Consider the following 14,253-nt stretch of genomic DNA (forward strand, 5'->3'; position numbering starts at 1 on the left):
ATATAGTCTTTTAAATGATTTCGGAATGTTGAGTAAAGGACTGTTTCCATAACCATACCTCATTTTACCTCTTTTCCACTATTATACACAAAAAGAAAGAAATTGTCAGGAACTTGTACAAGATTTTCTTTTCTATCTATTTATACTCAATGAAAATCAAAGAGCAAACTAGGAAGCTAGCCGCAGGCTGTACTTGAGTACGGCAAGGTGAAGCTGACGTGGTTTGAATTTGATTTTCGAAGAGTATTAGGCTATTTCCAGTAGCTTCTCTAATAAGAAAAAGGCTGGAATTTGTGAATCCCAACCTCTTTTCAGTTATTATTTCCAGTTTAAAATAGCACTCAAGCCATAGTGATCACTAACTTGCGGACTCTTGTTACCATCAAATACGACATGTAAATTTTCCACCGCTAACTCTTTGGTAGTAAAAACATAGTCGATCCGAAGGGGTTCAGTGTTCCCTTTCCATCCATCTATTTCTGGTGGAACAGTATAACTACCACTTTTCTCTTGAGCAACTTCAAATGCATCTTGTAAGCCTAATGGACTAGCTAAAATAGCTTGGTAGCCTTCCTGTCCAGCCGGATTGTTGAAATCTCCAGCTAGCAAAAGCGGCTTGTTCAATTCTTTCAAGACAGCCTCAAATCGTGCCCATTCTTCTTGGAAACCTTTATCCCACCAAGAAAGGTGGACACTTGAAACTGCAAGCTCCTTTCCATCAACTACAGTTTCAACCAAGGCAACACGGCGAGTATGATAGTCAGTTGGATCATCCACATCTGAAACCAAAATTTCTCTGGCTTCAATAGGTGTTTTAGACAAGATAGCCACACCTTCATGATAGCGGTCATATCCGATATGATTATAAGCCCAAGTCCAGTAGTAATTTTTCCCTTGCTCAGACAACTTTTCAACCAAGAGTCTAACATAATGGTCTTGGTGAATAGGCTCAGCTGCTGGCAAAGCTTGATAAAGATCATTAACCTCCACCTCTGGCGAAGTAATCTCCTGATTGATTTCTTGGAAACAAATCAAATCATAGTCTTTTTCAAGAATATCCTCAAGCAAAATCTGGAATTTTTCCTCTGCTTCTTTCTCCATCCAACTGTGAGTATTGAGTGTTAAAAATTTCATTCTTTTCTCCCAAAATAAGAGGTTGGAATACAGCTTCCAACCTCAAGTATATTACAATTCTACTTTAGCAACTGCTGTTTTAGCTGCAAGAGAACCTGTTTGTTCTAATTTAACTGATTTAATTGCATCACCATTTGTGAAGACAACTACTGTTGAAGTTTCACGTCCTGCTGCACGGATAGCATCCAAGTCAGCTGTGACAAGGAGATCTCCTGCTGCAACTTTTTGTCCTTCAGCAACATGAACTGTAAATGGTTTACCTTCAAGACTTACTGTGTCCAAACCAATGTGAACCAATACTTCAAGACCTGCTTCAGTCACAATACCAAGAGCATGTTTTGTTGGGAAGATGCTTGATACAGTACCTGAAACTGGAGATACGATATTTCCATTTGCTGGTTCTACTGCAAATCCATCACCCATCATTTTTTGAGCAAATACTGGATCTTTTACTTGTTCCAAAGCAACAACTTGACCGTCTGCTACTGAGTAAACTTCCTCAGTAAGACCTTTGAAGTGAACAGTGTTTTGTTGCGCTTCTGTCATTTGACTTGGAAGAGTTTCAGGAATGATTTCACCTGAATCAAGGATATCTTGGATATCAGATTTCAATACGTCAGCTTTTGGTCCGTAGATAGCTTGAACCCCTTGTCCTTTCATGACAAGACCCATAGCTCCTTCTGCTTTCCATTGCTCTGCATTTCCTACTTTATCTGCATCTTTAACAGTTACACGAAGACGAGTCATACATGCATCAACATCAACGATGTTTGCACGTCCACCAAGAAGGTTAATAATGTTTACAGCTTGAGAGCCTGCTGCAACTTTCACTTCGCTGCTAGATTCTTCTGAACCTTCAGCAGTTTCGTAGTTTCCGTTACGCCCTGGAGTTGCGTAGTTGAATTTTTGAATCATGAAGTTTGCGATAAAGTACATGATTACAGCAAAGAGAACAGTTACCCAAACGAAGTTAACGATATCCATACCGATACCAGCACTGATTGCAATAGGTGTACGAGTCAAGAACTCGATTGAACCGAATGAGTGCATACGTAGGTTTACGACGTCAGCCATAGCGAAGGCAGCACCTTGAACAAGTGAGTAAACAAGATACATAGGTGTTGCGACGAACATGAACATGTATTCGATTGGTTCAGTAACCCCTGTCAAGAATGTTGCAAGAGCTGTCGCAATCATCATACCTTTGTATTTGTGTTTCTTGTCAGCATCAACATTACGGTAGATAGCCACAACCACACCCATCAAGATACCGAATGAACCAATCATTTGTCCAACTTTGAAACGAGCTGGGTGAACAGTATCTAACAAGTGTTGGTATTGACTAGCATCAGTACCTTTAAGGTTTACAAGGTCTGTTACCCATGCAAGCCAAAGTGGATCTTGACCAAATACTTGGCTACCTTTTGCTGCACCAGTTAAGACCTCATAAGTACCACCAAGAGCTGTGTAGTTCATTGGGATAGTCAACATGTGGTGAAGACCAAATGGTAAGAGCAAACGTTCCAATGTACCATACAAGAATGGTGCAAGGATTGGAGCAGTTTCTTGTGAGTTAGCAATCCAGATACCAAAGCTATTGATACCAGTTTGCACAAGTGGCCAGAAAGCTGAAAGTACAATTGCAGCAATTATTGAACGAAGAATAACTACAAACGGTACAAAACGTTTTCCGTTAAAGAATGAAAGTGCATCAGGAAGCTTACGGAAGTTATAGTATTTATTGTAAGCAGTTGCTCCAATAAAACCAGAAATAATCCCTACGAACACACCCATGTTAAGTGCTGGGGCTTCCATAACACTAATGAAGTAATCAGCAACTTTGATTTGCCCACCCAATAGTGTTGAAACCATAGCATCTGGATTTTTCAACATATCGCCTGATACGCCAAAGATTGTACCAGTGATACGGTTAATCAAGATGAAAGCAAGACCAGCGGCGAAAGCACCACCAGCACGTTCTTTAGCCCAGCTACCTCCAATAGCGAGGGCGAACAAGATATGAAGGTTAACGATAACCCCCCAACCGATTTGCTCTAGGACACCACCAGTAATAACGAGTGGAGCAAAGTTAGGGTTAATCATCACGATAGACTTACCGATTGAAATCATCAAACCAGCAGCCGGCATAACCGCGATAACCACCATCAAAGCCTTACCGAATTTTTGCCAAAATTCGAAAGACAAGACATTTTTGAATGTATCTTTCATCATTCAAATCTCCTTTATTTTTATTTAGGCAAACGTTTTACGAAAACGTTTGCACCTTTTATGATTTAATTATACCACTTTAATTTTTTTTGTAAAGGCTTTTACAAAAAAAATTACACTTTTTTCAAAAATTTCTAGGTGCTAAATTTCAAGTTCAAGTTAGCCATCAAGAAGTCTTCTCTGAGGGACTTCTTGATACTCTTCGAAAATCTCTTCAAACCACGTCAGCGTCGCCTTACCGTATATATGTGACTGACTTTCTACAACCTCAAAACAGTATTTTGAGCATCCTGTGGCGAGCTACCTAGTTTGCTCTTTGATTTTCATTGAGTATTAGAAGTCCCTTTTCTAAAATTTTTGTAGCAAAAAAGGAGATTTTACAACCTCCTCATAAAAATAATTATTTTACCTAAATCTTCAAGAATCTGCGCATGGAAATTCCTGACCCCAGTGAACCAATAAAAATTCCAATCACAAATAGTAGGGCAATCATCAACGGACTAAATAAATCTGGACTAATCATGGATAGATTTTGCCCTACCAACGATTTGTTGACAGATTGGTAAACCATTTGATAAACAATAAAGACCAAAACAGATGGTGCAATAGCTCCCAATAAACCGATAAAGGCTCCCTCTAACAAGAACGGTCCACGGATATAACTGTTTTTAGCTCCGACCAAGCGCATGATTTGAATTTCGCGACTGCGGGAAATAATGGTAATACGAATGGTATTTGAAATCAAGAAAACTGCGACAAAAATTAACAAAGCAGCAATCCCTAGTCCCCAAACACGGATAAATGAAGCTAACTTGAAGAGTCTTTCTGTATTGGCACCGCCATCTTGAACCTCAGAGACACCTTCAATTTTTTTAGCATCTTCGGCTATAGTTTTTACATCATTTGGAGTATTTGCCTCTACAATATAGGCATCATAGAGAGGATTGGCATCTCCTTCAAAGATTTTCCAGTTATCTCCCATTGTCTCGGTTAATTTTTCATATTGTTCTTCTTTACTTGAAAAGGTAACACTCTTAACCGTAGACATGTTCTTCAAAGAATCATATACCTTGTGGTAGTCATTATTTGTAACAGTTTGACCTTCTTTTTCAATTGTCTGACTATTATCTTCCACATCCTTTCGGATATAAACTACTACACGGACATTATTTTCAATATCTGTAGCTAGTTTCGCTGTATTGAAAATAACAGATGCAAATATTGCCACCAAGGTCAAAGTAATCATGACTGAACTGACAGCAGCTACTGTCATCCAACCATTTCGTTTCAAACTTTTTAAGGCTTCAAATAAATGGCGAAAAAATCTACTAATCATCGTATCCATACTCTCCTTTTGATTCGTCACGAACGACACGGCCATTTTCAATGGCAATGACACGGTGGCGCAAGGTATTTACAATCTGGCTATTATGAGTCGCCATCAAAATAGTTGTCCCTTGTAGGTTAATCCGTTCCAAGAGATTCATAATTTCCCATGAATTGTCAGGATCCAGGTTTCCTGTTGGTTCATCGGCTATCAGTACTTTGGGATTATTTACAATGGCACGCGCAATCGCAATCCGCTGTTGCTCCCCACCTGAGAGTTCATTTGGGAAAGAACGAACCTTGTGCTTCAACCCAACCAAGTCTAAAACTTCCATCACACGTTTTTTGATATTACGGCGATTTTCCCCGATTACTTCCATAGCGTAAGCAATATTTTCATAGACCGTTTTCTTTGGCAAGAGTTTATAATCCTGGAAGACAACCCCAACACTACGACGTAGAAGCGGGACGTCTTTCTTTTTGATCTTAACCAGATTAAAACCAGCAACTGATAGGCTTCCTTTATCGATTTTTACTTCACGATATAGAGAACGAATGAAGGTTGACTTCCCTGCTCCTGAAGGTCCTACAATGTAAGCAAATTCTCCCGGTTGAACGCTGACCGAAACACCGCGTAGGGCAGTCGTTCCGTTGTCGTATTTTTTGACGACATCTCTCATTTCAATGATTGACATGTGAGTTCCTTTCTTTCTTAGCTGATTCGCCACTTGAGGTAGGCATCGATAAAACCATCTAGGTCTCCGTCCATAACCTTATCTACCTGAGCAACTTCAAAGCTAGTTCGATGATCTTTTACCATAGTATAAGGCGTGAAGACATAAGAACGGATTTGGCTTCCCCATGTGATTTCTTTTTTCTCACCCTTGAGGGAATCTACCTCCGCAGCTTGCTTTTCCTGCTCCATTTGATAGAGCTTAGCCTGCAACATCTTCATAGCTCGATCTCTATTTCCATACTGGGTACGATCCACTGTTGATTGGACAACAATTCCAGTTGGAATGTGGGTTAAACGTACACCTGTTGAAACCTTGTTGACGTTTTGTCCACCGGCACCACCTGAACGGAAGGTATCCATCTTAATATCATCTTCACGGATTTCCACTTCAATGGTATCATCCAACTCAGGCATCACTTCTACAGATGTGAAAGAGGTGTGGCGACGTTTGGCAGAGTCAAATGGTGAAATTCGCACCAAACGGTGTACCCCCATTTCTGACTTGAGAAGGCCATAGGCATTAGGCCCTTCAAATGATAAGGTTACTGACTTGATACCAGCTTCATCCCCTGCTTGGTAATCCAATACTTCCACTTTAAAGCCTTTAGCATTACCATAACGAGTATACATACGAAGCAACATATCACCCCAGTCCTGAGCCTCAGTACCACCAGAACCTGGATGGATTTCCAAGATGGCATTGTTGTGGTCATAAGGTTCTGACAAGAGTAGAGTCATCTCATAGCTGGTCATCATCTTATCAAGTTCGGCTAACTGCTCTACCAGTTCTTCTTGAACTGACTCGTCTTCAGCTAAAAAGTCCAATAAAATTTCGACTTCATCCTGCAACTCTTCCATTTTGTGGAAGGTATTATAGGTGTTTTTTAATTCATTTAATTCTTGCGACGTTTTTTGGGCCGCAATATTATCGTTCCAAAAATCAGGTTCTGTCATCTTATTTTCCAAGATGGCAATCTCTTCCTCTAGCCCTTCGAGGTCAAAGAGACCCCCTGAAAGAAGCTAATTTTTCACGATTTGCGTCAATTTTCTGACGAATTACTGAAATGTCCATAAATACTCCTTTTTGCATCATTTCATTATAGCATATTTTATCATTTCTTTCCATCTTTTGCTCTAGTTCCTTTTTATGAAAAAAGAAAAAAGAAGCCTTTCGGCTTCCCTTCTTACAAGACTTTTGCTGAAGTGCGAGTGATTTCTTCCACTTGAATACCATTTGCTTCAAATTTTTCTTTCAAGGCTGGTAAATCAATTGATCCATCGATTTGCACTTCGATAATCACCTTACCATCCTTACGCGGAATATTGACTGTATGGGAGATATTCAAATTTTCTTCAACGATTAGAGAAACAATCTTTCCGAGGACACCAACTTCATCTTCTGTAACAAAGCGCACACGAATTCCTTCTTCACCATAACCAGCAATTTCAAGAAAGGCTTGGAAAACGTCACGGTCCGTAATAACTCCGTATACTTGATGATTATCTACTACAGGCAAAATACCAATCTTGTTTTTCAACATCAGATAAGTTGCATCTTCTAGACTAGCATAGCCTGATACAGTGACAACATCGCGAATCATGACATCTTTTACTTTTGTCTTATTCAGAAGATAATTCATCTCATAGATAGAAAGACTGGTTGCTTTTGATGGACTGGCTTGTGCAATGGTTCCCTCAGTCACCAAACCAACTAATTGATCATTTTCGATAACAGGCAAGCGGTGCAACCCTTGCTCTCTCATCAAATCTGCTGCATGAGATACTGTTGTATCTGGACTAATATACACTATCTTGCGGGTCATAAAATCTTTAACTGCCATGAGACTTCTCCTTTTCTATTCTTATCCCTATTATACAATCTTTTTATAAATCTATCAAACGCTTACATTTCTTTTTCAAAATTCAGAAAAGTATGAATAAGCTAGCAAAAAGAGCTCTAAAATCGAGCTCTGTGAATGAAGGCAAGATACGTTTCATTCGATTTTATTTCAATTATTAGAAATTCATCTTTCAGTGTAGATCTAGATTTGTTTGCAATCTAAATATGCCAACTAAAATAATCCACTGGATAAGATAATTGCTTCGCAATCTTTATCTACAACCTAAACTAGTCTCCCAGACTATATTGATGATTACTTCGTAATCTCTATCCACCGATTAAAAAGGTCCCCCGGACTATATTGATGATTACTTCGTAATCTCCATCTGCAACCTAAACTAGTCTCCTAGACTATGCGAAGATTGCTTACGCAATCTTCATCTGCCGACTAAAACAATCCACTGGATTGTTTTAGGCACCTAGATACGCTTTTCTGACTTCTTCTGATGAGGCGAGTTCTTTTCCTGTTCCTGATAGAACGATTTTCCCTGTTTCCAATACATATCCTCGGTCAGAGATTGCGAGTGCCTTATTGGCATTTTGTTCAATCAAGAGGACGGTTGTTCCTTGCTTCTGAATATCTTGAATGATATCAAAGATCTCTTGAATAAAGATTGGGGCAAGTCCCATTGATGGTTCATCTAAAAGAAGAAGTTTTGGTGTTGACATAAGAGCGCGTCCCATGGCAAGCATTTGTTGTTCCCCTCCTGAAAGAGTGGCTGCGTCCTGGTTCTTGCGTTCTTCAAGACGTGGGAAGCGTGAAAAGACCTTCTTCAAGTTGGCTTGATTTTCTTCACGATTTTTCTTTAAGAAAGCTCCCATTTCTAGATTTTCCATAACAGTCAAGCCAGGGAAGACGTGGCGTCCTTCTGGAACTTGTGAAAGACCACCTGCCACGATTTTCTGAGCTGGCATTTTTTGGATTTCTTGACCTAAAAATTCAATCTTTCCTGAACTTGGTCGAACTAAACCAGACAAGGTACGGAGAATGGTTGTCTTACCAGCACCATTGGCACCGATAAGGGAAACAACTTCTCCTTCATTAACTTCAAAGCTTACATCACGGACTGCTTGAATCATACCATAATGCACAGAAAGATTATCAACTTTTAACATAGACATTAGGCTTCACCTCCTAGATAAGCTTCGATAACGCGTTTATTAGTCTTAATTTCATCTGGAGTTCCTTGAGCAATTAAACGACCATATTCAAGTACGTAGATACGTTCTGTTACTTCCATGACCAGATTCATATCGTGTTCAATCAGCATGATCGTAATCTTAAATTCATCTTTGATACGACGAATTAACTCAGTCAATTCAGCTGTTTCCTGTGGGTTCATACCCGCTGCTGGTTCATCTAAGAAGAGAATTTTAGGTTCCGTAGCGAGGGCACGAACAATTTCCAAACGACGTTGTTGTCCGTAGGCAAGATTTTTAGCAAGAGTTTCTGCATCACCATCCAAATCAAAGATTTTCAGCAATTCCAAAGCTTTAGCCTTTAATTCTTTTTCACTCTTGTAAAAAGCTGGTAAGCGTAAGAAACTAGCAAAAACATGTTGTTTATGATGGTTGCCAAAAGCAATTAAAACATTGTCCAAAACGGTTAAATCTTTAAAGAGACGAATATTTTGGAAAGTACGTCCAAGTCCCAAAGAGGCAATCTTATAAGGTGCCTTTCCATTCAAAAGGTGACCATCTAGGGTTACTGTTCCCTCGCTTGGTTCATAAACACCCGTCAAGAGGTTGAAAAGAGTGGTTTTCCCAGCTCCGTTTGGACCGATTAGTCCAACCAGTTCCCCTTCGTTCAATTCAAGAGTCACATCTCCAACAGCTGTTAGACCGCCAAAATGTTTGGTTAACTGTTTTACTTCAAGTAATGCCATTAGTTTTGTTCCTCCTTCTTAGATTTTTTAAAGAAACGTGATAGGCTCAATTCCCATGTTCCAAGGAGTCCACCTGGTCTGAAAATCATTACCAATACCAAGGCCAAAGCGTAGATAATCATACGCACGCTAGCAACATCTTGGAGAAGCATATTCAAAATCCCCAGAACAATAGCTGAAACAATGGCACCTGTAATGGAACCAAGTCCACCAAATACAACAATAATCAAAACGTTGATTGAGTTGATGAAAGTGTAATCTTTCGGTACAACAGACCCGATAAATCCTGCCTGAAGTGACCCTGCAATACTTGCAGTAATGGCACCAAAGACAAAAGCGATGATTTTAATTTTAGTCGTATTAACCCCAACTGACTCAGCAGCGATTTCATCCTCACGAACAGAGAGGGTTGAACGACCAATTGGACTACGCAAGAAATTCAAGGTTGCAATGGTTGTAATCACGACAAAGAAGTATACCATTTGCCAAGTTGTAAAGTTTGGAATTCCCAAGATACCTGCCGCACCATTTGTAAGGCTTCCACCATTGATGATAAAGATACGGATAATTTCAGAAACACCAAGAGTTGCTACCGCAAGATAGTCCCCCTTCAAGCGCAAGGTTGGAATTCCGACAAGCAAGGCAACTGCTCCTGAAAGCAAAGCTCCTACCAGCATGGCTCCAAAGAAGGCACCGTAGGTTGGTGATTTAGAACCAATAATAGCTGCTGCATAGGCACCAATCGCCATGAAACCAGCATGACCAAGTGAAAATTGTCCTGAAAAACCAACGATTAAGTTGAGACCAACAGCCAGAATAATATTGATTCCGATTTGTTGTAAAATCTGTACATAGAATAGGTTGAGTACTCCGACTGAAACCAGTACACTAATCAAGCCATAGCCAGCTAACAAAAGGAGTAACCATAGAATATTAACTTTTAAATTTTCCTTCATCGTTTACACCTTCTCTTTCACATTTTTACCAAGGATACCAGCTGGGCGGACAATCAAGATCAACAACAAGATTCCATAAACAATGGCATCACGGAAGTCTGACATTCCAAAGGCTGTCGCAAAGGTTTCCAATAGACCAATCACAAAGCCACCAAGAGCCGCACCAGGAATGATTCCGATACCGCCAAGTACTGCGGCAACGAAAGACTTAAGACCTGGAGTAACCCCCATCAAAGGCTCAAGAGAGTTATAGTAGAGGGCAATCAGAACACCAGCCGCACCCGCAAGAGCTGAACCTAAAGCAAAGGTAAAGCTGATAGTACGATTTACATTGATCCCCATCAATTGCGCTGCATCGCTATCTACAGATACAGCACGCATGGCTTTCCCCATCTTAGTCTTTTGGACAATGACTTGTAACAAAATCATCAAAATCAAGGAAATGGCCAAAATCATTAACTGCACGTTTGTTAGGCTAACTGGTCCCAAATCATAGCGAACTGTTTGAATCGCTTGAGGGAAGGCGCGAGTATTGGCACCAACCAGATAGACCATGCCATACTCCAGTAGGAAAGAAACCCCAATAGCCGTAATCAAAACAGCAATACGCGTAGAGTGGCGCAAAGGTCGGTAAGCAAGGAACTCAATCACGACACCAAGAATGGCTGTCGCTAGCATCGCTACAATAAGCGCTACAAAGAAATTCATTTGGAAAGAATTGATCAAGAAATAACCGATAAAGGCTCCCATCATATAAATATCACCGTGGGCGAAGTTGATGAGCTTGATAATTCCGTAAACCATGGTATATCCTAGGGCTAACAGCGCGTATACACTACCTAGAATCAAACCATTTACTAGTTGTTGGAGCATAGGATTCACTCTTTCTATTTATAATTCCGAGGGTTGCCCCTCACTTTTGATAGGTTCTTAAACATCGAAACAGGGAGTGAGTCCGAGGCTCATTCCCTATTTCAACATTTTTCTATTATGGTTTTACAACTTCTGCTGCTTCAACCTTACCATTGTTCATGGTCATCATGTAAGCAGTTTTGACTGTGTTGTGGTCTGCATCGAAGCTTGTTTGACCAGTTACACCTTCAAAATCTTTTGTTTTAGCAAGGTTATCCTTGATTTCACCAGAGTTTTTAGCACCTTTTGCTGCATTTGCTACAAGGTGAACTGAGTCATAAGCCAAGGCTGCAAATGTTGAAGGCTCTTCATTGTACTTAGCACGGTATGCATCAAGGAAGGCTTTTGCTTTAGCTGAAACTTCTACAGTAGTTGAGAAGCCTGAGATAAAGTAGATGTTTGATGCTTTTTCAGCAGTTGCTTGTTGTACAAACTCTTCACCGTTGAATCCATCACCACCAACGATTGGTTTGTCAATTCCCATACCACGCGCTTGGTTTACAATTTTACCAGCTTCAGTGTAGTAACCAGGGACGATGATAGCATCAAAGTCTTTCCCTTTCATTTTTGTAAGGGCTGCTTGGAAGTCTGTGTCACCTGCTACGAAAGTTTCATCTGCAACGATTTCACCCTTGTATGACTCGCGGAAAGATTTAGCAATACCTTTAGCATAGTCACTGGCATTGTCAGTGTAAAGAACGACTTTCTTAGCGTTTAATTTTTCAGAAACATAGTTTGAGATAATTTTTCCTTGGAAGCTATCTTGGAAAGTTCCGATAAAGAGGTAATCTTGACCTTTAGTCAATCCATCTTGAGTCGCACTTGGTGAAATCAATGGAACACCTGCTTTTGTAGCGTTCGCTACCGCGGCTGCAGTCGCACCAGATGTCGCAGGTCCTACGATTGCTGATACTTTAGATTGGGTTACAAGGTTAGTTGTTACTGAAGCCGCCTCAGCTGTTTCAGACTTGTTATCTTTATCGACTACTTCGATTTGTTTTCCATCAATACCACCTGCGGCATTGATTTCATCAACAGCCAATTGGGCACCTTTTTGTTCAGATGTTCCGTAGGCAGCTACGGCACCAGTTTCTTCGAAGTTAAATCCGATTTTAATTGTCTTTTCCTCTACTGAGTTACCAGCAGTGTTGACTGCTCCAGACTTCACTTCTCCACAGGCTGCAAGAAGTGCTACACTTGCAAGCGCCACAAAGGATAGGGCAAATTTTTTCTTCATCTTTTTTGTCTCCTTATTTCTTAAATAGTCTGTTAAGAATATACCGAATTATCAGAAAATTGTCAACACTTTTCTTTAAATTTTTATCTGATAACGTTTTCTTCTCGGTAAAGGTTGCCCACAAAGGGTGTTTCCAGCTCTTGGATATGACAAACTCTGACTTTTTTGATAAACTTTTCCTTGCTCAAGCGCCCGACCAATTGCTCCACTTCTTGAGTTGGAACATAGAGTTGTAAGTAACGATGTTTCTTGGAATGATAGGTAATATCTCCATAATCCTGCAGTTTTTTGGCATCACGATTATAGTAAAGATAGATAATCAAGCCAGATCGATTGACTTTTTCAAACATGATAAATCCTCTTTCTAAGAAATCTCCCCCTATTATACCAAAAAAAGCAAACCCAGTCGAGTTTGCCTTCTATCAACATTAGTTCAATGAATTGTTGGCCATGATTTCATCAATAAAGCCATATTCAAGTGTTTCTTGAGCACTCATCCAGTTATCGCGTTCTGCATCTGCGTGGACTTTCTCGATTGACTGACCTGAATTTTCAGCCAAGATTTTTTCCAAGGTATTACGAGTTTTAAGCAAGTGTTCTGCAGCGATCGCCATATCAGTTTGTTGAGTACCACCACCTGTACCACCCATTGGTTGGTGGATCATGTACTCAGCATTTGGAAGCATGAAACGTTTGCCTTTTGCTCCACTTGATGCAATAACAGTCCCCATAGATGCAGCCATTCCCATAACGATGGTTTGGACATCTGCCTTGATAAAGTTCATAGTATCAACGATTGCCAAACCAGCTGAAACGGAACCACCAGGTGTATTGACATAAAGGTAAATATCTTTTGTACTATCTTGGGCATCCAAGAAAAGCAATTGGGCAATAACAGAGTTGGCCATATTGTCTTCAACTGGACCAGTCAGCATAATGATGCGGTCTTTGAGAAGACGTGAGTAAATATCGTAGGAACGTTCTCCACGGCTTGTTTGTTCAATAACTACAGGAATCATTCATTTCTCCTTTTGAGTTTTAATTTTGTTGGTCAAATGACTGAAGATAAGACTATTATAATATCTTGGTCAAAAAAGGTCAAATTTTTGCTCTGTTTTCATTAGACAGAAACAAAAATCCAACCCCCTTTCACGACTGGAAATCCTTTTCCAAGTCAATCTCTTTTTAATTTTATTTTGTACCGAACAAGCGATCCCCAGCATCTCCAAGACCTGGAACGATATAACCGTGTTCGTTTAAGCGTTCATCCAAGGCTGCTGTAAAGATTTCTACATCTGGATGAGCTTCTTGAAGGGCTTTTACACCTTCTGGAGCAGATACAAGGCAGACAAATTTGATATTTGATGCGCCACGTTTTTTAAGCGAATCAACGGCCAAGATTGCTGAACCACCTGTTGCCAACATTGGGTCTACGACAAAAATTTGACGTTGGTCAATGTCCTCAGGCAATTTCACCAAGTATTCAACTGGTTGAAGTGTTTCTTCATCACGGTACATACCGATGTGACCAACTTTAGCAGCTGGAACCAAGCTCAAGAGCCCATCAACCATCCCGATACCTGCGCGCAAGATTGGAACGATGGCCAATTTCTTACCTGCCAATTGTTTTTGAACTGTTTTTGTAATTGGTGTTTCGATTTCCACATCTTCTAGTGGAAGATCACGAAGTACTTCATACCCCATCAACATTGCAATCTCATCTACTAGCTCACGAAAAGCTTTTGTAGAAGTATCTGTACGACGCAAGATTGACAATTTGTGTTGAATCAGCGGGTGATTAATAACTTCAATTTTTCCCATTTTTGGAATTCCTTCTTTCAATTTATTCTTCTTATTATACCAAAAAACGGTTTAAAAATCTTTCTAAACCATTTATTTTTGATAATTTTTACATTAAGCTAACTTCTCAAAGTAAC

At 40.0% G+C, this 14,253-nt stretch carries 14 protein-coding genes; all 14 read right to left on the minus strand.

All coding sequences use genetic code 11. The features are described from left to right. Positions 1-318: 318 nt before the first annotated feature. Positions 319-1,134, minus strand: coding sequence for an endonuclease/exonuclease/phosphatase family protein (locus HT730_RS06315; RefSeq protein ID WP_173307125.1), 816 nt, complete (start codon positions 1,132-1,134; stop codon positions 319-321). A 51-nt stretch (positions 1,135-1,185) separates the two neighbouring features. Beyond that, positions 1,186-3,366, minus strand: coding sequence for a PTS transporter subunit IIBC (locus HT730_RS06320; protein WP_173307126.1), 2,181 nt, complete (start codon positions 3,364-3,366; stop codon positions 1,186-1,188). 406 nt (positions 3,367-3,772) lie between these two features. Continuing rightward, entirely contained in the window at positions 3,773-4,699 is a 927-nt protein-coding gene (gene ftsX, locus HT730_RS06325; RefSeq protein WP_000625541.1) for a permease-like cell division protein FtsX, read from the minus strand. Further along, positions 4,692-5,384, minus strand: coding sequence for a cell division ATP-binding protein FtsE (gene ftsE, locus HT730_RS06330; RefSeq protein WP_000022265.1), 693 nt, complete (start codon positions 5,382-5,384; stop codon positions 4,692-4,694). Before ftsE ends, ftsX begins: the two co-directional genes overlap by 8 nt. A 17-nt stretch (positions 5,385-5,401) precedes the next feature. Then, positions 5,402-6,497 (minus strand): peptide chain release factor 2 gene (gene prfB, locus HT730_RS06335; protein ID WP_173307127.1). Its coding sequence is split into 2 segments (ribosomal slippage): positions 5,402-6,424 and positions 6,426-6,497, totalling 1,095 coding nucleotides; the frame shifts between segments, so codons are not numbered across the junction. A gap of 112 nt (positions 6,498-6,609) precedes the next feature. After that, on the minus strand, positions 6,610-7,266 hold the full coding sequence (locus HT730_RS06340) for a CBS domain-containing protein (protein ID WP_173307128.1): 657 nt from the start codon (positions 7,264-7,266) through the stop codon (positions 6,610-6,612). A 470-nt stretch (positions 7,267-7,736) separates the two neighbouring features. Then, positions 7,737-8,447 carry an ABC transporter ATP-binding protein gene (locus tag HT730_RS06345; RefSeq protein ID WP_173307129.1) on the minus strand — a complete coding sequence of 237 codons (711 nt, stop codon included), beginning with the start codon at positions 8,445-8,447 and terminating at the stop codon, positions 7,737-7,739. Then, the gene (locus HT730_RS06350) at positions 8,447-9,211 is read right to left on the minus strand and encodes an ABC transporter ATP-binding protein (RefSeq protein ID WP_001185995.1); all 765 of its coding nucleotides are present in this window, start codon (positions 9,209-9,211) and stop codon (positions 8,447-8,449) included. Before HT730_RS06350 ends, HT730_RS06345 begins: the two co-directional genes overlap by 1 nt. Then, positions 9,211-10,167: a branched-chain amino acid ABC transporter permease gene (locus HT730_RS06355; protein ID WP_000662290.1), complete on the minus strand. Its 957-nt coding sequence runs from the start codon at positions 10,165-10,167 to the stop codon at positions 9,211-9,213. The genes HT730_RS06350 and HT730_RS06355 overlap by 1 nt, the downstream gene beginning before the upstream one ends. Before the next feature lie 3 nt (positions 10,168-10,170). Further along, positions 10,171-11,040, minus strand: a complete 870-nt coding sequence (locus HT730_RS06360; RefSeq protein WP_000941427.1) for a branched-chain amino acid ABC transporter permease — start codon at positions 11,038-11,040, stop codon at positions 10,171-10,173. Between the two features lie 115 nt (positions 11,041-11,155). Continuing rightward, complete coding sequence (locus tag HT730_RS06365; protein ID WP_138700164.1) at positions 11,156-12,316, minus strand: ABC transporter substrate-binding protein; 1,161 nt, start codon at positions 12,314-12,316, stop codon at positions 11,156-11,158. 83 nt (positions 12,317-12,399) lie between these two features. Then, complete coding sequence (locus HT730_RS06370; protein ID WP_050223575.1) at positions 12,400-12,666, minus strand: YlbG family protein; 267 nt, start codon at positions 12,664-12,666, stop codon at positions 12,400-12,402. 78 nt (positions 12,667-12,744) lie between these two features. Then, entirely contained in the window at positions 12,745-13,335 is a 591-nt protein-coding gene (clpP, locus tag HT730_RS06375; RefSeq protein WP_000613475.1) for an ATP-dependent Clp protease proteolytic subunit ClpP, read from the minus strand. A 172-nt stretch (positions 13,336-13,507) separates the two neighbouring features. Next, on the minus strand, positions 13,508-14,137 hold the full coding sequence (upp, locus tag HT730_RS06380; RefSeq protein ID WP_000515974.1) for a uracil phosphoribosyltransferase: 630 nt from the start codon (positions 14,135-14,137) through the stop codon (positions 13,508-13,510). Positions 14,138-14,253 lie beyond the last annotated feature (116 nt).

This window comes from Streptococcus sp. k-628, from assembly GCF_013277475.1.
Taxonomy (GTDB): Bacteria; Bacillota; Bacilli; order Lactobacillales; family Streptococcaceae; genus Streptococcus.